At 62.1% G+C, this 23,134-nt stretch carries 20 protein-coding genes; 14 read left to right on the top strand and 6 right to left on the bottom strand.

Features of this window, described 5'->3' with window-relative positions; genetic code table 11:
- Positions 1-10: 10 nt before the first annotated feature.
- Positions 11-1,609 (bottom strand): GMC family oxidoreductase, encoded by a 1,599-nt coding sequence (locus tag AC07SI_RS08990; protein WP_495005574.1) that lies wholly within the window; start codon positions 1,607-1,609, stop codon positions 11-13.
- Between the two features lie 222 nt (positions 1,610-1,831).
- Here AC07SI_RS08990 and AC07SI_RS08995 point away from each other — a divergent pair, with 222 nt between their 5' ends.
- The 8 genes from AC07SI_RS08995 (at position 1,832) to AC07SI_RS09030 (ending at position 11,864) form a co-directional block, all read left to right on the top strand.
- A complete protein-coding gene (locus AC07SI_RS08995; RefSeq protein ID WP_065906092.1) occupies positions 1,832-2,977 on the top strand; it encodes a glycerol dehydrogenase in 1,146 nt (381 codons plus the stop codon).
- A 43-nt stretch (positions 2,978-3,020) separates the two neighbouring features.
- The gene (locus AC07SI_RS09000) at positions 3,021-4,193 is read left to right on the top strand and encodes an iron-containing alcohol dehydrogenase (protein ID WP_495005575.1); all 1,173 of its coding nucleotides are present in this window, start codon (positions 3,021-3,023) and stop codon (positions 4,191-4,193) included.
- Positions 4,194-4,317: 124 nt separating this feature from the next.
- Positions 4,318-5,595, top strand: a complete 1,278-nt coding sequence (locus AC07SI_RS09005) for a carbohydrate porin (RefSeq protein WP_495005576.1) — start codon at positions 4,318-4,320, stop codon at positions 5,593-5,595.
- Between the two features lie 30 nt (positions 5,596-5,625).
- Complete coding sequence (locus tag AC07SI_RS09010) at positions 5,626-7,131, top strand: aldehyde dehydrogenase (RefSeq protein WP_213552296.1); 1,506 nt, start codon at positions 5,626-5,628, stop codon at positions 7,129-7,131.
- Positions 7,132-7,200: 69 nt separating this feature from the next.
- On the top strand, positions 7,201-8,436 hold the full coding sequence (locus tag AC07SI_RS09015; RefSeq protein ID WP_120448137.1) for a sugar ABC transporter substrate-binding protein: 1,236 nt from the start codon (positions 7,201-7,203) through the stop codon (positions 8,434-8,436).
- Between the two features lie 67 nt (positions 8,437-8,503).
- A complete protein-coding gene (locus tag AC07SI_RS09020; protein WP_495005577.1) occupies positions 8,504-10,015 on the top strand; it encodes a sugar ABC transporter ATP-binding protein in 1,512 nt (503 codons plus the stop codon).
- Complete coding sequence (locus AC07SI_RS09025) at positions 10,008-11,063, top strand: ABC transporter permease (protein WP_495005578.1); 1,056 nt, start codon at positions 10,008-10,010, stop codon at positions 11,061-11,063. The genes AC07SI_RS09020 and AC07SI_RS09025 overlap by 8 nt, the downstream gene beginning before the upstream one ends.
- Positions 11,064-11,189: 126 nt before the next feature.
- Complete coding sequence (locus AC07SI_RS09030; protein WP_226940005.1) at positions 11,190-11,864, top strand: GntR family transcriptional regulator; 675 nt, start codon at positions 11,190-11,192, stop codon at positions 11,862-11,864.
- On the opposite strand, the gene AC07SI_RS09035 is transcribed toward AC07SI_RS09030, so the two are convergent.
- Entirely contained in the window at positions 11,861-12,847 is a 987-nt protein-coding gene (locus AC07SI_RS09035; protein ID WP_495005678.1) for a zinc-binding dehydrogenase, read from the bottom strand. The genes AC07SI_RS09030 and AC07SI_RS09035 overlap by 4 nt on opposite strands.
- Before the next feature lie 199 nt (positions 12,848-13,046).
- Positions 13,047-15,272 carry an ATP-binding protein gene (locus tag AC07SI_RS09040; protein ID WP_065905628.1) on the bottom strand — a complete coding sequence of 742 codons (2,226 nt, stop codon included), beginning with the start codon at positions 15,270-15,272 and terminating at the stop codon, positions 13,047-13,049.
- Between the two features lie 304 nt (positions 15,273-15,576).
- Here AC07SI_RS09040 and pstS point away from each other — a divergent pair, with 304 nt between their 5' ends.
- The 6 genes from pstS (at position 15,577) to AC07SI_RS09070 (ending at position 20,714) form a co-directional block, all read left to right on the top strand.
- Positions 15,577-16,605: a phosphate ABC transporter substrate-binding protein PstS gene (gene pstS / locus AC07SI_RS09045; RefSeq protein ID WP_065905629.1), complete on the top strand. Its 1,029-nt coding sequence runs from the start codon at positions 15,577-15,579 to the stop codon at positions 16,603-16,605.
- A gap of 74 nt (positions 16,606-16,679) precedes the next feature.
- Complete coding sequence (gene pstC, locus AC07SI_RS09050; protein WP_065905630.1) at positions 16,680-17,645, top strand: phosphate ABC transporter permease subunit PstC; 966 nt, start codon at positions 16,680-16,682, stop codon at positions 17,643-17,645.
- Positions 17,645-18,559 (top strand): phosphate ABC transporter permease PstA, encoded by a 915-nt coding sequence (gene pstA, locus AC07SI_RS09055; RefSeq protein WP_106804463.1) that lies wholly within the window; start codon positions 17,645-17,647, stop codon positions 18,557-18,559. Before pstC ends, pstA begins: the two co-directional genes overlap by 1 nt.
- A 76-nt stretch (positions 18,560-18,635) precedes the next feature.
- The gene (gene pstB, locus AC07SI_RS09060) at positions 18,636-19,397 is read left to right on the top strand and encodes a phosphate ABC transporter ATP-binding protein PstB (protein WP_065905635.1); all 762 of its coding nucleotides are present in this window, start codon (positions 18,636-18,638) and stop codon (positions 19,395-19,397) included.
- Between the two features lie 31 nt (positions 19,398-19,428).
- Positions 19,429-20,127 (top strand): hypothetical protein, encoded by a 699-nt coding sequence (locus tag AC07SI_RS09065; RefSeq protein WP_495005579.1) that lies wholly within the window; start codon positions 19,429-19,431, stop codon positions 20,125-20,127.
- Positions 20,127-20,714 carry a hypothetical protein gene (locus AC07SI_RS09070; protein WP_065905639.1) on the top strand — a complete coding sequence of 196 codons (588 nt, stop codon included), beginning with the start codon at positions 20,127-20,129 and terminating at the stop codon, positions 20,712-20,714. The genes AC07SI_RS09065 and AC07SI_RS09070 overlap by 1 nt, the downstream gene beginning before the upstream one ends.
- An 82-nt stretch (positions 20,715-20,796) precedes the next feature.
- Here AC07SI_RS09070 and AC07SI_RS09075 read toward each other — a convergent pair whose 3' ends face one another.
- From AC07SI_RS09075 to AC07SI_RS09085, 3 genes are all read right to left on the bottom strand, one after another.
- Positions 20,797-21,159 (bottom strand): BrnA antitoxin family protein, encoded by a 363-nt coding sequence (locus AC07SI_RS09075; RefSeq protein WP_065905641.1) that lies wholly within the window; start codon positions 21,157-21,159, stop codon positions 20,797-20,799.
- 3 nt (positions 21,160-21,162) lie between these two features.
- Positions 21,163-21,444: a BrnT family toxin gene (locus tag AC07SI_RS09080; RefSeq protein ID WP_495005580.1), complete on the bottom strand. Its 282-nt coding sequence runs from the start codon at positions 21,442-21,444 to the stop codon at positions 21,163-21,165.
- Between the two features lie 335 nt (positions 21,445-21,779).
- A complete protein-coding gene (locus AC07SI_RS09085; RefSeq protein WP_495005581.1) occupies positions 21,780-23,120 on the bottom strand; it encodes a c-type cytochrome in 1,341 nt (446 codons plus the stop codon).
- Between the last annotated feature and the right edge of the window lie 14 nt (positions 23,121-23,134).

The raw sequence follows: 23,134 nt of genomic DNA on the forward strand, positions 1-23,134 counted from the left end.
TTCCTGTGTTCTAGACGTGGGCCGCAGGCAATGCGCTGCGCCCGAGGATCAGGTCGGCGGCTTTTTCGCCGATCATGATGGACGGTGCATTGGTATTGCCGGAGATCAGGTTAGGCATGATCGAGGCGTCCACTACCCGCAGGTTGCGCAGGCCGTGTACGCGCAATTCCGGGTCGACCACGGCCATGGCGTCAGTGCCCATCTTGCAGGTGCCGACCGGGTGGTAGACGGTTTTCGCGCGCTGGTTGATGTAGCTCAGCAGGTCCTCATCGCTGCGCACACTCAAGCCGGGGAATACCTCTTCGTCGGTGTAGGCGCGCATCGCCGGTTGCGCGAGGATTTCCCGCGACAGGTTCAAACCCTTGATGGCGACACGGCGGTCCTCCGGGTGTGCAAAGTAGCGGGGGTCGATCTGTGGTGGGGTGTCGGCGTGCTTGTCGGCGAGGCGGATTTCGCCTCGGCTCATCGGTCGCAAGACGCAGGTATTGATGGTCGCGCCGGGTTTCTTGATCGCCTCCTGGTCGAGGTCGAAAAACACGATGGGCACAAAATGCATCTGCGCGTTCGGCCGTTCCTGCGGGTTGTCGGTGTTGATGAATGCACAGGCTTCAGTCACGTTCGAACTCACCGGCCCACTGCCGAACATCAGGTACTGCAGGCCGTTTTTCACGGTGTTGAAAGCGTTGTCCTGGCCGTAGTAGCCGTATTTGCCATGGCAATAGGCGATGCTGCCGACTTCGGCATGGTCCTGCAGGTTCTGGCCGACGCCGGGCAACGTGTGCTGCACGGCAATACCATGACGCTCAAGCTCAGCGGCCGGGCCGATACCGGACAGCATCAGCAGCTTGGGCGACTGGATCGCGCCCGCGCTGAGCACCACTTCCTTGCTGCAGCGAGCCTGCACAACCTGGCCCTTGTGACGGTACTCGACACCGACCGCTTGATTGCCTTCGAGCACCACACGCTGCACGGTGGCGTCGGTGATGACTGTCAGGCGCTCGGATTTTTCGGCGGTGCGCAGGTACGCCACGGCGGCACTGCAACGGCGATTGTTACGTGCGGTGATCTGGTTGAAGCCGACGCCATTCTGGCGTTCACCGTTGAAGTCGGCGGTAAACGGGATGCCCGCCTGCTGCGCGGCACGCACGAAGCCGCGTGACAATTCACACACCTGCTTGAGGTCCGAAACCCCCAGCGGACCGCCTGTGGCATGAAAGCCGTTATCGAAGCGCTCATTGTCTTCAGCGCGCTTGAAGTAGGGCAGCACTTCGCGAAACGACCAGCCATTGCAGCCAGTGGCAGCCCAGTCGTCGTAGTCCTCGTGCTGGCCGCGAATGTAGATCAACGCATTCACCGAACTGCCGCCGCCCAGTACGCGGCCTTGGGGAAGAATGCGTTTGCGTCCGTCCATGGACGTCTGCGCCTGTGTCTCATGGCGAGACAGCAGGGGGCTGGAGAGCAATCGGGTAAAACCGGCAGGAATATGAATCAGCGGATGGGTGTCCCGGGGGCCCGCTTCAATCAGCAGGACCGAGGCCCCGGCCTCGATCAAACGACCCGTCAGCGCACAACCCGCAGACCCGCCGCCAATGACAATGTAATCGTGCATGTCGTCTCCGAATAACGTTGTTCTTGTTTTCATGCATCATATATCTTCGATCCCCCCAAGCGTCAATCCCTGTCTTTCACGGCGGTTTTTCATTCGAAAAAGCGGTTGGCAGATAAAAATTAAATATGATATATCATCGATCCGTCGATGGTATTGCTCCTCGACCACGTCCTCAAAGCAATAACAAAAAGCCTCCTTGATGGGGCCAGGATGAACACTGAGATGACCCAGATATTTGCCGCACCTGGTCGTTATATCCAGGGCTACAAAGAACTCGACCGCCTGGCACTGCACGTCGCCTGGTTCGGTCGCCGCCTGATGGTGATCACCACCCAAGGCCGCCTGGACAGCCTGAAGCCAACCCTGGAAAGCAGCTTCGCCAGCACCCGCACCGCGCTTCACTACGGGATTTTTTCCGGCGAAGTGACCCGCCAGGAAATCCAGCGCTTGGCGGTGTTGATGCAGGGGCTTGAGTGCGACGGTGTGATCGGTATCGGCGGTGGCAAAGTGCTCGATGCTGCCAAGGCGCTCGCCAATCAGGCGCGGGTGCCGTTGTGCATCGTGCCGACGGTGGTTTCCAACGACGCGCCTACCAGTTCGCTGTCGGTGCTGTACACCGAAGCCGGCGCGTTTGACGACGTGCTGTTTTTCCAGCGCAGCCCGGATGTGGTGGTGGTCGACACCTGGATCATCGCCCAGGCCCCGGTGCGCCTGCTGGTAGCCGGCATGGGCGATGCGCTGTCGACGTATTTCGAAGCCCGCACCTGTGTTGAAGGCTACCGCGACAACTTTCTCGGCAATGCCGGCGGCGGCATGAAGGAGGGCGGCGGCGGGGCCAAGGCCACGCTGACCTCGATGGCGATTGCCGAGCTGTGCTACCGCGTCCTGCTTGAAGACGGCGTGCAAGCCAAGCGCGCCGCCGAGCAGCGCTGCGTGACCAAGGCATTCAACCGCGTGGTGGAAGCCAACGCCTTGATGAGCGGCATCGGCTTTGAAAGCAATGGCGTCGCCACCGCCCACGCGGTGTATTGCGGTTTCAGTGAGTTGGGCCTGCGCGCCACGATGTACCACGGTGAGTACGTGGCGTTCGGCACGCTGGTGATGCTGGTACTGGAAGGCAAAACCAGCGGTGAACTGGATGCCGTGTTGCGCTTTTGCCTGAGCATTGGTTTGCCGGTGACCTTCGGCGACCTCGGCCTGGCCGATATCACTGCGCAGGAACTCGATGCTGTGGCCCGCACCGCGGCCGACCCGAACCAGACCAGCAACGTCGAGCCCTTCGCCGTGACTGTCGATGAGATGAGAGCTGCGCTGATTGCCGCCAGCGATCTGGGCGAGTTGTACAAATATGGCGGCGCGCTGCGATAAGGCCGGGCCGGTCACACATTCCAATAAGAACAAAGGTGAACTGATGAACGCATTTCAGGCAAGTCTGCCTCTCACCCTGGACTTCGAGGTCGGAGCGATCCGACGCATGGGCGACAAAGTCGCGCCGTTCGGCACCAAGGTGTTCCTGATGGTCGACCCGTTTCTCGAGGGCAGCGAGTGGGTCGCGCAGGTTACTGCCAGCTTTATCGAGCGCGGTATCGAATATCTCGAGTTCTACGACATCGTGCCCAACCCCCGTCACACCACGATTGATCGCGCGGTCGATCAAGTACTTCGCGCAGGCTGCGACGTGGTCGTGGCCATGGGTGGCGGCAGTGCGATCGATTCGGCCAAGGCCGTGGCGTTCGTCGCCGTGCATGGTGGCAACTGCTGGGATTACACCGAGCGCCTCGGCGAAGAGGTGCGCCGGCCGCAACGCCGTGGCCTGCCGCTGCTGGTGGTGCCGACCACCTCCGGTACTGGCACCGAAGCCACGCCTTTTGCGGTAATCAACAACCCCGAGCTGGGCCTCAAGTGCGCCATCGTCAACCCGTTCATCTACCCTGACGTCGCGTTGATCGACCCGCAGATCCTGGTGTCGAAACCGCCCAAACTCACCGCGCTGACGGCGGTCGATACCTTCTGTCATGCACTCGAAGCCTATATCAGCATCCATTGCACACCCTGGGTGGAAATGGTGGCCTTGCAAGCCATCCGCCTGTTTGCGGCGAATGCCCAGCGCTGCGTGGAGCACGGCGCTGACCTGGAGGCACGCGCCAACATGGCATTTGCCTCGACCCTGGGCGGCATGGCTATCGCCGGTGCCGGGGTGACTGTGTCCCATGCCTTGGGCCAGCCCTTGGGCGCAATGACCGACGCGCCCCATGGCGGCACGGTGGCGGCGAGCACCCCGCATGTCATCCGCTGGACCTTGCCGGTCGCCGCCGAAAAGTTTGCCACCGTGGCCGGGATCCTGTGCCCGGAAACCCTGGGCCTGTCGATCAACGAGCGCGCGGAGCGCCTGCCCGTAATCCTCGAACAGCTCTTCACCACCCTGGGGGTCACCGACACGTTTTGCAGCTACGGTTTGCGCCCTGAGCAAGTCGATGAATTTGCCCACACCGTCTGGACCAGTTTCAACCAGGACCTGGCCTGCCACCCTAAGCCGATCAACAACCAGGAGGAGGTCGCCGCCATCGTGAGGATGTGCTTCTAACCGACGTTTCAGTCACACCGCGTTAACGCTGTTGCTTCACCGACCCGTCAGTTGGGTTGGCGGGATTCTGCATGCTCGAAAAACACTAAGACCAACAATAAAAACAGTTTCGGGAACACTGACAATGACCAATAAAACCATCGTTGCCGCAGGACTTCTAAGTGCGTGTGTAGGCCCTGGCGTGTTTGCCGCCAGTTATTCGCCGGACAACTTTCTGCTTGGCGACTGGAACGGTGAACGCACGCGCCTGCATGAGCAGGGAGTGGACTTCCAGCTGACGTACGTCAACGAGCTGGCCTACAACACCCAGGGCGGCGACACGCACAAAGGCACCTACAGCGATCAGCTGATGATCGACAGCAACTTCGACCTGCAAAAGCTGCTCGGTTGGCAGGGCGCGAGTTTTCGCATGACCTTCAGCAATCGCAACGGCGAAAGCCTGACGGCCGAGGCGGGCACTCACACCTTGCTGGCCGCCCAGGAAATCTACGGCTACGGCAGCGTCACGCGGCTGGTGCAGTTCTATTACCAGCAGCAACTGCTCGACGACCGACTGGTGGTCAAGCTCGGCCGCTTGCCCATGAGCGGCGATGTGTTCCCGTTTTCCTGCAAGTTCCAGAACCTGACGTTCTGCGGCACGGTGCCGGGCTACATCACCCCCAACTGGTTTACCTGGCCGGTCAGCCAGTGGGGCGCGGCGGTGGCGGGCAAGTTGACCGATGAGCTGACCGTCAACGCCTCGCTGTATCAGGTCAACCCGCGCTTTACCGAGAACGGCCAGGGCCTGAATTTCGGCAGTCCCTCGGGCACTACCGGCTACCTCGCCGTGGGCGAACTGGCCTGGACGCCGAGGCTCAACGGCCTGCCTGGCACCTACCGCGTGGGCGTCTGGCGCAACACCGGTGATTTCAACGACGTGTACCGCGATCTCGATGGCCAGCCGATCGGCCTGACCGGCAACGCCCCCGACCAGCACGATTCAGCCCGCGGCTTCTACGCCATGGTCGATCAACGCGTGTACCAGGACCCGGACAACAGTGCCCGCGGCCTCAATCTGTTTGCCAACTTCATTCAGTCGGACCGCGACGTGTCCTACGTGGAAAACGTCTGGCATGCCGGTGCCTTTATCAGCGGTCCGTTTGCCGCACGCCCGCAGGATGAAATCGGCCTGGCGCTGGGCCGCCTGGAAGTGAATGAAAAATCCGCCAGGCGCATCCGCCAGACCAGTGGCTACACCGTGGCGGCACCGCACACCGAATACCCGATGGAGCTGTACTACGGCGTCAGCGTGACCCCGGCCCTGACACTGCGGCCCAACGTGCAATACGTGGTCAACCCCGGCGGATTGAGCGGGGACAAGAGCGTGGTGGTGTTCGGCCTGAAAACCGAAGTCAGCTTCTAACCCCTTGAACCAGACAGGAGATACAACAGCATGAATACACTCGTGGATATCGCTGCGGTCCAGCAGCGTGTCGCCGCCCTGGACCTGCCAGGCCAGGCCTTCATCAATGGCCGCTTTGTCGATGCACTGAGCGGCGAGACCTTCGCCAATATCTCTCCGCGCAACGGCCAGGTGCTCAATCACGTCGCGTCCTGCCAGGCTGAAGACGTCGACGTTGCCGTCCAGGTGGCGCGCCAGGCGTTCGACAGTGGCGTGTGGTCGCAGCGTCCGCCCAAGGAGCGCAAGAAAGTCATGCTGCGCTTCGCCGCGCTGTTCGAGCAGCACATGACTGAACTGGCCCTGCTCGAAACCCTGGACATGGGCAAGCCGGTCGCGGAAAGCAGTGGTTTTGACGTGCACGCGGTACTCGAATGCCTGCAGTGGTACGCCGAATGCTGTGACAAGGTCTACGACGAAATCGCGCCCTCCGGGCCGGGTGCGCTGGGCATGATCACCCGCGAAGCCATCGGCGTGGTGGCGGCGGTCACGCCCTGGAACTTCCCGATGCTGATGGCCATGTGGAAGGTAGCCCCGGCCCTGGCGATGGGTAATTCGGTGATCCTCAAGCCGGCCGAGCAATCGCCCTTGACCGCGCTGCGCATCGCCGCGCTCGCGGCCGAAGCGGGCATTCCGCCAGGCGTGTTCAACGTGCTGCCGGGTTTCGGCCCTACCGCTGGCCGCGCGCTGGGCCTGCATATGGATGTGGACACGCTGGTGTTCACCGGCTCCGGCGAAGTCGGCAAATTGTTCCTGCAATACGCGGGGCAATCGAACATGAAGCGGGTCTGGTTGGAGTGCGGCGGCAAGACCCCGAACATCATCCTCAATGACTGCCACGACCTGGAAAAAGCGGCGGCCACCGCCGCGAAATCGATGTTTTTCAACCAGGGTGAAGTCTGCGTAGCGCCTTCGCGGCTGATCGTCGAGGCGGGTATCCGTTCCGAATTCGTCGCCGAGGTCCTGAAGGTCGCGCGCGGTATCAGCGTCGGTGACCCTCTCGATCCGGCCACGCAACTGGGCGCCATGGTCGACAAGGCGCAAATGGACCGCGTGCTCGGCTACATCCGCACCGGTGCAGAGGAGGGCGCGCAGATCATCCTCGGCGGTGAACGTGCCGGTGGCGCCCTGGCCGACGGGTTCTTCATCCCGCCGACGATCTTCGACAACGTCACCAACGACATGACCATTGCCCGCGAAGAGATCTTCGGGCCGGTCCTGTCGGTGATCACCGCCACGGATCACCTGCACGCGGTGCGCATTGCCAATGACTCGCCCTATGGCCTGGCTGCCAGCCTGTGGACCAGCAACCTCAGTCGCGCCCACTCGATGATCCGCGCCCTGCGCGCCGGCAGTGTGTGGGTCAACTGCTTCGACGGCGGCGACATCACCATGCCGTTTGGCGGCTACAAGCAGTCGGGCAACGGTCGCGACCGTTCGCTGCATGCCTTGGACAAGTACTCCGAACTCAAGTCGGCCTGGATCGATTTACAGGCCTGAGCCCACACCACGGCGCTGTCGAGGACGGCGCCGGCATCACCGATCCCATCAGCGCACTGGAGAACAATAATGATGAAGAAGCGTTTGATCACCACCTTCGCCCTGGCGGCCCTTATCGGCGGCCAGGCCTGGGCCGCCGGCAAGCATGAAATCTACAGCTTGATGCCCAATACCGCGCTGTCGGGCGTGATTGACCCCGATATGCCGGATCGCACGGCGATCAACAAGGCATTGCCGTTGAAAAAGAAAGGCGAGCGCCTGCGTATCGGCTGGACCGAGATCACCCTGGGCAATCCCTGGTTCGTGTCGATGCTCGACGACGCGAAAACCATCGCGAAAAAGTACAACTACGATATTGAGCTGCAAGTGGCGGACAGTGACGTCGCCAAACAAAGCGCCCAGGTCGACAACTTCATTACCCTGGGCGTCGACCTGATCGTGATCGATCCCACCGACGTGCTCGGCTCGGTGTCGGATGTGGAACGCGCCGTGGCAGCCGGGATTCCGGTGATTACCGTGGGCACTGCGCCAGATGCCCGGGCTCCGGTGATCACCACCAGCACCGGCAACCCCTACGGCAGTGGTTTCGAGGCGGGCCGCTATGTGATCGCCAAGACCGACCCGGCCAAGGTGATCAACGCCGCCATGGTTATCGGCGTGATGGGCAACTCCACCTCCGAAAGCCGGCTCAACGGCATGATCTCCGGGATTGTCTACGCGCGTTCCGAGGAGCGAAAGCTGGGCCTGTCCAAGGAGGACGCGATGCTCAAGGGCTTCAAGTTGTTCCAGCAGATCAAAGCCAAAGGCAGTTTCAGTTGGCCGGAAGGTGGTTTCAACGTGTTGGCCTGGGGCCGGGGTGACTGGACCGAAGAGGGCGGGCTTGCGGCCACCGAAGACATCCTGGCGTCGCAGGGTGACAAGCTGAACCTGGTGCTGGCGGAAAACGACTTCATTGCCATCGGTGCAATCAACGCCCTGGAAAACGCCGGCAAGAAGGCCCAGGTGACGGTCGCCTCCGGCGCGGGCAACTTCCGTGTGGCGCTGGACTTGATCAAGCAGGGCAAGTTGCTGGTGAGTGCCACCAACAGCGGATCTGAAACCGGCGTGGCCGCGATTGAGCTGATTCACCAGATCCTCGACAAAGGCCTGGATGCCAACAACCTGCCGCTGGCGTCGTATTTCCCGGTCACGCTGATTACTCCGGACAACGTCGACACCTATATCAAGGCTGACAGCCTGCCGCCCTCCACCGACAACGTGCCGCCGTTCCGCTCCATCGAGCAGATCAAGGCGGCCCTCAAGTAACGCCCGCCAAACAGCCCGCGCCAACGGGGGCGGGCTGTTCGGCGACAGTCAATAGAGGGTGAAGAACATGAATGCGATGCACACACCAGCCGTAGAGATGCGCGATATCTCGAAGAAATTCGGTGGCATCAGTGCACTGAGCAACGCTGGGTTTTCGGCACATGCCGGGGAAATCCATGCGTTGATGGGCGAGAACGGCGCGGGCAAGTCGACCCTGATGAAAATCCTTGCCGGGGCCTACGTACGGGATACCGGCACGGTCAGCCTGAATGGTGAACCGGTGGATATCCGCAAGCCGGGCGATGCACTCAAGCTGGGTATCTCGATTATCTACCAGGAGTTTGCCCTGGCCCCGCACCTGTCGGTGGCGGAAAACATCTGCATCGACGACCTGGGCAAGAGCCGTGGTGTTGTGCGGTGGGCTGCGATGCGCAAAAAGGCCCGGACGATTCTGGATGAGCTGGGTTTCAGCGATATCGACGTGCGCCAAGCGGTCGGCAGCTTGCCGGTGGCGTACCAGCAGGCCGTGGAAATCTGCAAGGCGTTGTCGCGCAATTCCTCGGTGCTGGTGTTCGATGAGCCCACCGCCGTGCTGACCTCGCATGAAGCGGAAAAGCTCTTCAAGATCCTCGACGAGCTGCGCCGCAAGGGCGTGTGCATTGTGTACGTGTCGCACCGCATGGATGAGATTTTCCGCATCTGTGACCGCGCGACAGTGCTCAAGGATGGCAAGACCGTCGGCACCCTGGCCCTGGCGGATGTCACCGAGCGCGGGCTGATCGAGATGATGATCGGCCGTGAACTCAGCGACCTGTTCCCGCCGCGCAACGTGCAGATCGGCGAGGTGCTGCTGGAGGTGGATCAGCTGTGTGCCGGGCGGCTGGTGCGCAACGTGAGCTTCAACGTGCGTGCCGGTGAAGTACTGGGCTTCTGCGGCCTGGTGGGGGCAGGGCGCACGGAGACGATGCGCGCGATCTTCGGCGCCGACCGCAAGACCTCCGGGACCCTGCGCTTGAATGGGCGCGAACTGCACAATCGCACGCCGCGCGAAGCCATCGCCAATGGCATTGGCCTGCTGCCCGAGGACCGCAAGCAGCAGGGCGTGCTGCTGGAAATGTCGATCCGCGTCAATGGCGCGCTGCGCCCCGCCAGCCCCTACACCGGACGCATGGGCTGGATCGCCAGCGGCAGGGAGACCCAGGGCATCGAGGCCCTGCGCAAGCAACTGTCGGTGAAGACGCGTTCCATCGAGCAACGGGTCGGTGACCTGTCGGGTGGCAACCAGCAGAAAGTCGCGCTGATGAAGTGGGTCGATGCGGGCTGCCGCGTGTTGATTCTCGATGAGCCGACACGCGGCGTGGATGTGGGTGCGAAAACCGAAATCTACCGGGTGATCAATGCCCTTGCCGAGCAAGGGGTGGCAATCATCATGGTGTCTTCGGAAATGATCGAAGTGATCGGTATGTGTGACCGCGTCGTGGTCATGCGCGAAGGTGCGATCGCCGGTGAGCTGGTGGGCGAGCGCATCAAAGAACAACAGATGATTTGCCTGGCGATGGGAGTCGAGCACCATGAATAACCCTGATTACAAACTGGCTGCGGCCGAACCGCTGCAACACGACAGCCACGCCGATGCCGGGCGTGCGCACCGGCGCTCACTGCAACGCCTGTTTCTTGAGCACAACGCGCTGGTAATGCTGGTACTGCTGGCGATTGTCGCCAGCGTCTTGTCCGCGGATTTTTTCACCTATCAGAACCTCGGCAACCTGTTGCGCCAATTGACGCCGCTGTTGCTGGTGAGCATCGGCATGTTGATCGTGATTCTGACGGCGGGGATCGATTTGTCCGTGGCGTCGGTGGCTGCCGTGGGCGGGATCGTGGTGGCCATGACCCTGAACGTGATGCCGGTCGAAGGGGGACTTGGCCTGCTGCTGGCGGTGACGGTCGCGGTCGCATCCGGTGTCTTGATGGGCTTGGTGACAGGCACGTTTATCGCCTACTTCCGCATGGCACCCTTTATCGCCACGCTGGCGATGATGACGGTGGGGCGCGGCCTGGCCTTTATTTTGTCGAACGGACAGCCGCAACGGCTGGATGACAAGCTGACCAGTGCCCAGTGGTTGCGCGATTTCGGGCGCCTGGCCGATAGCGTGCTGGGCATTCCCTGGCCCGTGTGGCTGGCGATCCTGGTGACGGTCGTTTTTGCGCTGATCCTGCGTTACAACACCTACGGACGACTGACGATTGCCAGCGGCAGCAACGAAACCGCCGTGCGCCTGGCCGGGATTGCGGTGGAACGCTACAAGTTGGCGGCCTATGGCATCTGTGGTGGGCTGGCGGCATTGGCCGGGGTGGTGATTGCGTCGCGCTCGGGTGTTGCGGCGCCCAGCGCGGGCATGGCGCTGGAGCTCGATGCAATTGCGGCGTGCGTCATCGGCGGCGCGCTGCTGAGCGGCGGCAAAGGCACGATTTTCTACACCGTGGTCGGCGTGCTGGTGCTGGGGCTGATCGGCAATATCATGAATCTGCTGAGTGTGCCGGCCTACCCACAGCAGATTATCAAGGGGGCGATTATCGTGATTGCCGTGCTGTTGCAGGGCGTAGGACGGCGCGACGCACGGATTTGAAGGACGCGCCTGCCGGAGTGGCAGGGGTAAAATGATGATGTATGATGCGTGATCTGCGCCCCTGCCGCAGGCGTCGAGGCCTGCCGGGCGCACGTCATCGACCATGGAGATCGAGTAACAGTGACCGTGCATAAGCCCATTGATAAAGGCAACTTGAGTGAGCGGGTGTATTCCATTATTCGCACGGCGTTGATGGACGGCCAATACCAGCCCGGCGATCGCCTGCGCATCAGCACCCTGGCCGAAGAGTTCGGGGTCTCGATCACGCCGGTGCGCGAGGCGATCTTCCGGCTGGTCAGCGACCATGCGCTGGACATGAAGGCCGCGACGTCCATCTATGTGCCGGAGTTGTCGGTCAGCCAGCTCAGGGAAATCCAGTTGATCCGTCATCTGCTTGAGGGTGAGGCCGCCGGTGCCGCCGCGCAGCGCATTACCGTGCCGGAACTGATCAAGCTTGAAGGTATCCAGGATGCGTTTCAGAAGGCGGTTTCGGTCGACCATCGGCAGGCGGCATTGCTCAACCGCGAGTTTCACTTCGGCCTGATCAGCGCGGCGCGCATGCCTGTGGTGTCCAAGACCCTGGAGAACATGTGGGTCATTATGGGGCCGCTGCTCAGCCGCTTCCACGCGGAAGTGCCGAAGTTGGAACTGGCGAGCGCCCAGCATAAGCACTTTGAAGTGCTTGAAGGCCTGCGCACGCGCGACTCGGGCAAGGCCAAGGCCGCGCTGCAGGCCGATATCGCCTGGGGAGAGTTGATGATCGAGTGGTTGGAGAAGAAGGAAAGCCTGGCCGAGGTTTAGTCGGCGAGGCGCGCTACCCATTTGCCACTGCTGGAACCTTGCTTGAGGGCACGAAGCGCTTGCGGCAGCTCATGGAAGTCGAAGACCTGCTGTCCAGGTACCCGCAGTTTGCCGTTCAGGACCGCGTCGAGGAGCCGTTCGCCGTGTTGGCGCAAGGTCTGCCGATCACTCAGGCTGGCGTAGGCGTGAAAGCTGTTGAGCGCCACCTCGTGCAGTGAAATCGCAGTGCTGAAAGCCGGCAATGGCGCGCTTTCCTGGCGGTCCTGGATGCACACCAGGTGCCCGTTGTAGCCGAGCAGGGGCGCGAGTGTGGCTGCATGCGCACCGCTCACGGTGTCGAACACGGCGTCAAGGCGACGTTCGCCCAGGGCTGACTGAAGTGCCTGCTGCCAGCCGGCGTCGCGGTAATCGAATACACCGACCACGCCCAATGCCTTCAGGTGGGCATGATGAGCCGTGCTCGCCGTGGCCCACACACGCAACCCACGCTGTACCGCCAACTGCGCCAACAGCAGGCCCACCGCACCGCCCGCGCCGACCACCAACACCTCGCCGGCACTGCCCGGAATCTTTTCCAGCGCCTGCCAGGCCGTCAAGCCGGGGCAGGGCAGTGAGGCCGCCCAGGCATCATCGAGGGCCGCCGGCACGGTCATCACCGTCGCCGCATCGAGTATGCAGAACTCGGCAAAACTGCCGTCGCGATCCAGCGACTGATGGTAGGCCACGCGCGTACCGGGTTTGATCGGCACTCCGGCACCGCTCGCAACCACCACGCCCATGCCATCCACGCCCGGCACATGTCCGGTTTTCCACGCCGCATGACCCCACTCGATGATCTTCCAGTCCACCGGGTTCAAGGCGATGGCACGATTGGCGATGAGCACCTCACCCGGTCCGGGCTGATCCAGGCTTTTGCGGACCACCTGCAAACCGTCGATCCCTGCACCTGCAGTCCAGGACCAGGCAGCGAAATCTGTCTTCATCATCAGTGTTTATCCCTAAGGCGAGAGTCGCGCAGTATCACCTGGGACGTGCTGGCGATAAATGTGCCTTCTGGAATGAGTGTTGTGAGAAAGAATCAACAATCATCAAGGCGCGGGGCTGATCCTCCCGCGTGTGCAGCGGGGGGATGTGCTGACGTCGGCCACAGTAACCTGCGGGGCCGGCGACATCGCGTGACGCTCACGACTCGATCAACTCCCGCACCCGCGCCGTCAACGTGTCCAGCGCAAACGGCTTGGTCAGTATCTGCATGCCAGGCCCCAAGCGCGTGTCGCCAATGATGGCGCCTTCGGCGTAGCCGGTGATGAACAGGGTTTTCAGCGCGGGCCGTACTTCGCGGCCGGCGTCGGCCATCTGGCGTCCGTTCATGCCGCCGGGCAGGCCGACGTCGGTGATGAGCAGGTCGATGTGCACGTCGGAGCGCAGGATCTTGAGCCCGGTAATGCTGTCACTCGCTTCGATCAGGCTGTAGTCGAGGCCGCCGAGTACATCCATCAACAGCGTGCGCACACTGGGTTCATCGTCGACGATCAGGATGGTCTCGCCGTACTCCGCCGGCGCGGCACTGGTACTGTCCTGCTCGGGCGTGGGCTCAATGGTCTGTCCATAATAACGTGGCAGGTAAAGGCTGATGGCGGTGCCGCGTCCGACCTCGGAGGCAATGCGCGCCTGCCCGCCGGACTGTTTGGCGAACCCATAGATCATCGACAGCCCGAGACCCGTGCCCTGGCCGATGGGTTTGGTGGTGAAGAACGGGTCGAATGCCTTCGCCATGACATCGGGCGTCATGCCGGTACCGGTGTCGGTGACGGTCAGCGTCAGGTATTCCCCTGCGCTCAGGTCTTGGGCGCTGGCAGTGGCAGCGTCCACCCGCACATTGGCGGTCTCGATGCTGATGCGCCCGCCATCGGGCATGGCGTCGCGGGCGTTGATGCACAGGTTGAGCAGGGCGTTTTCCAGCTGGCTGGCATCCACCAGCGTCGGCCATACGCCACTGGCGCCGAGGGTTTCCACGCTGATGCTGGGACCCACGGTGCGCTGGATCAGCTCGCCCATGTCGTCCATCAGCAGGTTTACATCGGTGGGCCGTGGGTCCAGGGTCTGCCGGCGCGAGAAGGCGAGCAGACGGTGGGTCAGCGCCGCCGCGCGCTTGGCCGCACCCTGGGCGGTGGTGATGTACTTGTCGACTTCCGCCCAGCGACCCTGCGCGATGCGCAGCACTGTCAGTTCGAGTGCGCCGGAGATCCCCGCCAGCAAGTTGTTGAAGTCATGGGCGAGGCCGCCGGTCAGTTGGCCCACCGCTTCCATTTTCTGCGACTGGCGCAGCTTCTCCTCGGCCTGGATCAGCTCGACGGTGCGCTCGGCCACGCGTTGCTCGAGGGTTTCGTTGAGGGCGCGCAGTGCGGCGGTCGCGCGGTCGCGCTCGGCTTCCACGGAGCGCCGGCCCTCGACGTCGATGACCACGCCCGGCAAGGTCAAGGGCGTGCCATCTTCGGCAAGTTCGACCCGGCCGTTGGCCTCGATCCAATAGTATTTGCCGTCGGCGCGAAGCACGCGGTACTGGTGCGCGTAGGCGCCGCCACGGGCAATCGCGGCATTGATGGCGGTGGTCAGCCCGTCGCGGTCTTCCGGGTGCACCGAGGTGATCACCTGCGCCAGGCTCAGGCCTTCATGGCCCAGGGCCGGGTCCACGCCAAAGGCGCGGGCGAACGCGTCGTCGATGGTGAAGCGGTCGCTGGGCAGGTCCCAATGCCAGGTGCCGATGATCGCACCGGCGGCCAGCGCCAGTTGCACGCGCTCGACGTTTTGCCGCGCCACTGCTTCGCTGATGCGCAGGCGCTCCTGCGCGTTGCGCCGCTCGGTGACGTCACTGAAGATAATCGCGATCTGCCGGTCGGCCGGGTCGCCGACACGCACCGCGCGCACGTCGAACCAGCGCTTGAACGCTTCAGCGTAGCTTTCGAAAGTGGCTGGCTCGCCGGTCTTGGCCACGTGCCCGTAGGTCTCGAACCAGAAACTTTCCAGGTCGGGGGCGAACTCGGTGACCCACTTGCCGCGCAAGTCGACCCCGGCCTGGCGCTCGAACGCCGGGTTGGCCTCGACAAACCGGTAGTCGATCGGCCGATCATCGGCATCGAACTTGACCTTGACGATGGCAAACGCCGACTCGACCGTCTCCAGGATGGTGCGAAATCGCTCTTCGCTCTGGCGCAATGCGACGTGCGCGGAGCGCATGTTCGACATGTCGAGCAGCGCCTGGCGATAGCGTGCCTGGGTGTCTTCGAAGGAATTCGGCGGTACATCTTCGCTGCGCGCGCCTGACATGGGGTCGACGCCCGCCTCTGTCAGCAGGGCACGCAGGCGCAGGACTTGCGCCTCCAGCTCTTCACGAGTCAGGTCTTTCACTGCTGTTTCCATCGATGTGTGAGAGGGAGCAACCAAGCCGCTAAGACCCGCGCGCCCGCCAGAGGGTTCAATCAGGGGGGAGAGGGGCTTTGCGAGAAGTAAAGCCGGCTTTTCGGGGGCTGGCTACTTTTTCAGCGCGGCGCGCGAAGCGTCCTAGTCGCATTTTGTTACGAACCAATGACCGCTAAAGGCCACATTGAGACGGTAAATGGGGACAAGCGCGTGGTTTGCCATTCAACTTTCATAAAAACGTAACAACTCTGCTGCACAGTTCGGGAGCCCGTAATTACAAGGATTCTCCTGAATGAAACGTCTGATGAAGTCTGCTGCACTCGCCGTTGCGGTTTCGCTGGGGGCCACCTCGGTATTTGCTGCCGAGAACGTCCGTCTGACCGGTTCAGGCGCCAGCTTCCCTGCACCGATCTACCTCACCTGGTTCAAGGATTTCAGCAAGAAAAGCGCAGGTGTCACCGTGGATTACCAATCCAAGGGCAGCGGCGCAGGTGTGCAGGACTTCCTGAATAAAACCGTCGATTTCGCCGCCAGTGACTCGGCGATGAAAGACGAAGACATCGCCAAGGTCGCCGAAGGCGTGCAGTTGCTGCCGATGACGGCGGGCGAAATCGTGCTGGCCTACAACCTGCCGGGCAACCCCAAGGGCCTGAAGCTGCCACGCGAGGTTTATTCCAACATCTTCCTGGGCAAGATCACCAAGTGGAACGACCCACAGATCGTCGCCGCCAACCCGGACCTGAAACTCACCGACACGCCAATCACCGTGGTCGTGCGTGCTGATTCCAGCGGTACCACCGCCGTCTTCACCAAGCACTTGGCGGCGATCAACCCGCAGTTCCAGAAGGACCTGGGTGAAGGCAACACCGTCAACTGGCCAGCCAGCGACAAATTCATCAAGTCGCCGAAGAACGATGGTGTGACCGCCACCGTACGCCAGACCCCGGGCGCCATCGGCTACATCGAGTACGGCTTCGCCAAACTGGCCAAGGTTGACTTCGCCCAGTTGCAGAACAAGGCCGGCCATTACGTCGTGCCGAACGCCGAAAGCGGTGCCGAGGCCCTGGCCGCGGTGAAAATGCCGGAAAGCCTGGTGGCCTGGCTGCCGGACCCGGATGGCGCCAAGTCCTACCCGATCACCTCCTACACCTGGATGATCTTCCGCAAGGACAACGGCAACCCGGCCAAGGCCAAGGCCATGCGTGAAATGGTCGAGTACAGCCTGACCGAAGGGCAGAAGATCGCTGATTCGATGGGCTACATCCCGCTGCCGCAATCGGTTGTCGATCAGGTTCGCAAGGCTTCCGCCAACATCCAGTAACACCCGTGTGGTCTCTCTCGGTGTGTGCGTCGAGCCGCGCCGAGGGAGTTTCCCCCCTGTTCCGGAATTAGCCAATGAACACACCTTTTGTCGTACCGGTTAACCCGGATTCTGCCTGCCAGCCGCCTTCCACGAAGGATTTCCTGGTTGACCGCACCTTCCGTGCCCTTGCGCGAATTGGGGTGGTGCTGATTCTGGCGTTGGTCTTCGCCTTGGTATTCGAGGTGGGACGCAAGGCCCTTCCGGGCATGGAAAAGCACGGTTTTGATGTGCTTTTCGGCAGTGTCTGGGACGTTAACCAAGGCAAGTACGGCATTCTGCCGGCCATTTGGGGCACGCTGTACAGCGCCCTGATTGCCTTGCTGATCGCCGGTTTCTTCGGTGTCAGCATGGCCATTTTCCTCACCCAGGATTTCCTGCCGGCGAAGCTGGCAGCGGTGTTTCGCACCATTGTCGAGCTGCTCGCGGCCATCCCCAGCGTGGTTTACGGCCTGTGGGGGATCTACGTGGTGATCCCGGCGATTCGGCCACTCACCGCCTGGCTGAACAGCGAACTGGGCTGGATTCCTTTTTTCGGCACGTCCCTGAGCGGGCCCGGGTTGCTTCCGGCCGCGCTGGTACTGGCCATCATGATTCTGCCGACGATTGCGGCAGTGTCGCAGGACGCGCTCACTGGCGTGCCGATGAAAACCAAGCAGGCCGCCTACGGCATGGGCACCACCCACTGGGAAGCGATTCTCAAGGTGATGGTGCCTTCGGCGGCGACTGGCATTTTCGGCTCGCTGGTCCTCGGCCTGGGTCGCGCGCTGGGTGAAACCATGGCGCTGGCGATGCTGGTGGGCAATGCGAACAACATTTCGCTCTCGCTGTTTGCGCCGGCCAACACCCTGGCCGCGCTGTTGGCGCTGAACTTCCCCGAAGCCGGCCCCAATGAAATCGAGGTGTTGATGTACGCCGCGCTGGTGCTGATGTTTATCACGCTGCTGGTGAACATCCTCGGCTCCATGATCATGCTCTACGCCCAGCGGGGGAACAAATAATGACTGACCTCACTTCGCCTGCGAGCAGCTTGACCTCGCCGGCCGGCGCCATGCCCAGCCTGCAGCGCAAGTTCGAAGGGCGCGCCCTGCGCAGCCTGGTGCTGACCACGTTGGTGTGGACGGGTGCGCTGATCGCCAGCGTGCCGCTGATTTCCGTGTTGTACATGCTGATCACGCGCGGCGGGGCACGGCTGAGCCTGGAAGTGTTCACCGAATTGCCGCCTACCGGTTTCGAGACTGGCGGCGGCTTCGGCAACGCCATGGCCGGCACCTTTGTGATGGTCGGCATTGCCGCCGCCATTGCCGTGCCGGTCGGCATCATGGCCGCCGTCTTCCTCGCTGAACTGGGGCCCGACAGCAAGCTGGCAAACGCTGCGCGCTTTGCCGCCAAGATGCTCACCGGGCTGCCGTCCATTCTGGCCGGCGTGTTCGCCTACGCCCTGGTGGTGATGACCACCGGCACCTACTCGGCACCGGCCGGCGGTGTCGCCCTGGCGGTGTTGATGCTGCCGATCGTCGTGCTGACGGCTGAAGAGTCGATGCGCATGGTGCCCAAGATCATGAAGGACGCTGCCTACGGCATGGGCTGCACGCGCTCGCAGGTCATCTGGAAAATCATTTTGCCGACCGGCATGCCAGCGATTCTCACCGGCGTGATGCTGGCCGTGGCACGTGCTGCGGGCGAAACCGCGCCATTGCTGTTTACCGCGTTGTTCAGCAACTACTGGATCTACCACGACGGCAGCCTCGCGGTGATGAACCCGACGGCATCGCTGGCCGTACTGATTTACAACTTCTCCGGCATGCCCTTCGACAATCAGCTCGAACTCGCATGGGCGGCTTCGCTGGTGTTGGTGATGATCGTGCTGGTCGTGAACATTGTCAGCCGCATTTTCGGCAAGCCCAAGTACTGAACAAGGGAGCATCTGAATTTTGAACGTATCAACTGCGCAAATAGCCGCTCCGTTTACCACCCAGGCGCCTGTGGTCATGGACTGCAAGCTCGACAAGATTTTCTACGGCAACTTCATGGCCGTGCGCGACAGCCACGTACCCATTGAGAAAAACAAGATCACCGGCTTTATCGGGCCTTCCGGTTGCGGCAAGAGTACTGTGCTGCGCAGCCTCAATCGGATGAATGACCTGGTCAAAGGTTTCCGCTTCGAGGGGCACGTGCATTTCCTCGGGCAGGACGTGTATGGCAAAGGCGTGGACCCGGTGGTAGTGCGCCGCTATATCGGCATGGTGTTTCAGCAGCCGAACCCGTTTTCGATGAGCATTTTCGACAACGTCGCGTTTGGCCTGCGCCTCAACCGCTACAAGGGCGACCTCGGCGATCGCGTCAAGCATGCGCTGCAGGGCGCCGCGCTGTGGGATGAGGTCAAGGACAAGCTCAAGGTCAGTGGCCTGTCGCTTTCCGGCGGCCAGCAGCAACGGCTGTGTATCGCCCGCGCCATCGCCACCGAGCCGGAAGTGCTGTTGCTCGACGAGCCGTGTTCGGCGCTCGACCCGATCGCCACGCGCCGGGTTGAAGAGCTGATGGTCGAGTTGAAAAAGGACTACACCATCGCGCTGGTGACCCACAACATGCAGCAGGCCATCCGTGTGGCTGACACCACTGCGTTCTTCTCGGTGGATATTTCCCAGGGCACGCGTACTGGCTACCTGGTAGAGATGGGCCCGACCACCCAGATTTTCGGCAGCCCCCGCGAAAAAATGACCGAGGACTACATCAGCGGCAAGTTCAGCTGATCGACCTTTCCACCGTTTGCCAGGATTGCCAATGTCTGCAACACGTCGTCTTGATTTGCCCGCGATCGAACGCGCTCTGCGTAAAGTACAGAGCCGCTTTGCCGAGCTCAGCCGCCACTTTACCGAGCCGCGCGATCCGTTCACGGACGAGGTGCTGGAAAATGTGCTGGAAGGCTATGCCCTGATTGATGACTATGTCGCTCGCGGCGTCGACCTGTTTGACCTGCAGCAACTCAACCTGATGCTGGAGATCAATGCCACCGTGCTCTGCGGCAAGGACCCGGTGCGCCGGCTGGAATACGCCCAGCACCTGGCGGCGACCGAGCAGCACTTTTTCAACAATGTCGAGGGTGGCATCAAGGACTTGTACAACTGGTATTGCGCCTACCGCAGCGAGTCGGTCTGGAAGCGTGCAGCCGGTGTCTACGTGCGCATCCTCAGCAAGCCGCAATTGTTCATCGAGGGCAATAACCGCAGTGGTTCGCTGATTGTCAGCTACCTGCTGATGCGCGCGGGACTGCCGCCGTTCGTGCTCACGCTGGAAAACGCCGAGGGCTATTTCAACCCGTCCTCGGTCATCCGTAACTCCGCCAAGCATGGCGTCAAGGCCCTGTACGAATTGCCCAAGATCAAGAAAAAATACGCGGCATTCCTGGAAGATCAGGCCCCGGATCCCAGTGAGTTCTTCCTGGGCGACACACCCGTGCCTGCCGCTCGGGGAGGCCTGTGATGGGAGGGTATCCAGTGCTCGACAGCGTTCGGCGTCTGTTCAATCGCCCGCGTATCCGCATTTCGTTCGACATCGACGACACGCTGGCCTGCCAGCTTCACCACAGTGCGGTCGAACACAGCCGGCTGCCGGCCTGTGTCCACCGTTGGCTGGGCGAACCGCTGCGCGTGGGGACTCGCTCGCTGACCCGTGAACTGCGCCGCCAAGGCTGCAGCATCTGGGTCTATACCTCGTCCGGGCGGACCCCGTCCTACATCCGGCGTTGGCTGTTGCTGTACGGCATTCGTGTCGACGGCGTGGTAAACAGCGTGCTGCACAACCGTGCGCTCAGCGTGCGCGGGCTGTCGAACGCACCCTCCAAATTCCCACCGGCCTTCGATATCGACCTGCATGTCGACGATTCCGAAGGTGTGCGCAGTGAAGGCCATGACCACGGCTTTCGCGTGGTAGTGGTCGACCCGCAGGACGAGCAGTGGGCACAGCGCGTGCTCGACGCGGTCGCGCACGTCCAGGCGCAACTGGCCCGCCAGCAACCGCTCAGTTTTGCGCCGCCGACACGGCGGCGTCCGCAGGTGTTTTCGTCCTGAAACCCATCCCCTCTAACGTGGGTTGGCCAAACCGTCAGCCAGCGACCGGTGCCTGACACAAGCCTAGGTAGGGTGAATCAACTTACAGCGTTGCTTTGGATTTGGCCGATCTGGAGGTGCCCAGCACCCGATTCAATTCTCCGGCGACCGCGATGAGTTGTTGTTCCAGGGCTTCAACCTCAGACAGGCTGATACCGCTATTGAGGACTTTCAGGGGTTTGGCCCGCTTCTTCGGGGCAGGCGCCAGGTTGTGCGCTTCCTGAGAAACCAACGCCTGGCGCAACAGGTTGTTGATTACGGTTTGATAGCCCGTGCCGGCGCTTTGCGCGCGCTCACGGGCAGCGTCGATCACTGCATCGTCAAGCATTATGGTGATGCGGGTCTTGCCCTTGTTGCTGGCGACAGCACCGCGCTTACCGTTGGTGAAATCGTATTCGTCTTTCATGGTTCAAGCCTCCAGGTACTGGCGCCGTTCATTTCTTGAGGCAAGCCTGGCGCTGATAATGCGCACGAAATGTGGGTCGCGGTAGGTATAAGCAACTACCAAAAATGCGTCCTTTGCGTCAGTGCCGATGGTCACCCAGCGTTCTTCGTCATGATCGTGGTTTTGTATCGTCAGGGCCGCTCCGTCGTAGAACACGGGTTCTGCGTCGGCCAGGCTGATGCCTTTGTGCTTTTGCTGATTGGCGATATTTTTCGCTTCATCAAATTGAATCCTGAACGTTCTCATTATGCATACTTTATATGTATAAAAAAGCCAAGGGAGAAACCGTCAGTCAGGAAGATGGCCTGCCATTGATAACCGTAATGTTTGCCATGTTCTGCGCGGTGGGGTGGGTCTCGATCTTGCCGAGGTTGCGCGCCTGTTTCTGTGCGCAATGGCGAGTGCGTTGCGTAAAAGGGTTCTGATTTGTGTGTCAGACGAGGCGAACGGGAGCAGGCGAACGCAGGGAAGTGTCAACGTGCGCTGAGCCCGTTCAAGACAGCTTGTGTTCACCTGGCGATTGGGTTCCTGGCGCGCTCACTTCGGTGACCACGCCAGGGAGGGGGGAGGGGTGCCGTCTTTCAGCGCATTTGCAAAATGATCGGACTGGCACTGGCCGGATCGGTATGCCCGCGCAGTTTGCCGACGGCCTTGGCGTCGACTGCGTCAGCGTGGTTGCCCCACGTGCTGCGCACATACGTCAGCACCTCAGCGATTTGTGTATCGGACAATTGCTCGCGGAAGGCCGGCATGCGGTAGGCATCCGGTACGCCGGCGGCGACGATGCGTTGCGAGCCGTTGAGGGTGATGTTGATCGCCGAGGCGTTTTCCTTGGCGAGGGCGGAGGTGGCGCCGGCCAGCGGCGGCATCCACTCGGGCTGGCCTTTGCCGTCCGAGCCATGACAGGCGGCGCAGCGGGTCGCGTAGGTGTGGGCGCCGGGAATGTCCTGGCGGGTATCAGCGGCCACGTATTGCCACGGGGGGCCGTCGCGCTGCGGGTCGCCGGGCAGTGACTTGAGATACCGGGCGATGGCGGCCAGGTCGTCGTCTGCCATGAACTGCGTGGAGTTGTTGAAGGCTTCGGTCATCGAGCCATAGACCACCGCATGCTGATTGCGCCCGGTCTTGAGGAATTGCACGATGTGCGCCTCGCTCCAGCGGCCCAGGCCGGTGTTGTGATCCTGGCGCAGGCTCGGGGCGTACCAGCCATCGAGCAGGCCACCGGCGAGGTACGGCGCGCCGGACTCGTCCAGGGCCTTCTCGTTGAAAGCCAGGCCGCGTGGCGTGTGGCAACTGCCGCAATGGCCCGGGCCCTGGACGATGTAGGCGCCGCGGTTCCACAACGCATCCTGATTGGGCTTGGCCGCATACGGCGCGGTGGGAGCGAACACGCCGTTCCACAACGCGATGGGCCAGCGCAGGTTGAGCGGCCAGGGGATGTCGCTGGGGATATTCGCCTGTTTGTCCGGTTGCACGCCGTGCATGAAAAACGCATACAGCGCGCGGATGTCATCGTCACTGAGCTTGGCATACGAAGGGTAGGGCATGGCCGGGTACAGGCGCTTGCCACCCGGCGCCACGCCGTGGCGCACCGCGCGGTCGAAGTCGGCCAGGCTGTAGGTGCCGATGCCGGCGTCGCGGTCAGGCGTGATGTTGGTGGCGTGGATGTTGCCCAGCGGCGTGGCCATCTCCAGGCCGCCGGAGAAAGGCGCCTTGCCCGCCAGGCTGTGGCAGGCCACGCAGTCGCTGAGGCGCGCGACGTACTCGCCACGGCTGACCAGCGCAGGGTCGGCGCTGGTGGCCGATTCCTGGGCGAAGGGCGTCGCGGGCTGGCGGGTGACGTACCAGGCCAGTACGCCGGCTGCGACCAGGCAGGCCAGCAATAGCCAGCCTGCGGTTCTTGCGAAGCGAGGGTTGTTCATGCGCGGTCCTTGTC

It is taken from the genome of Pseudomonas sp. GW821-FHT05D12, assembly GCF_059419825.1.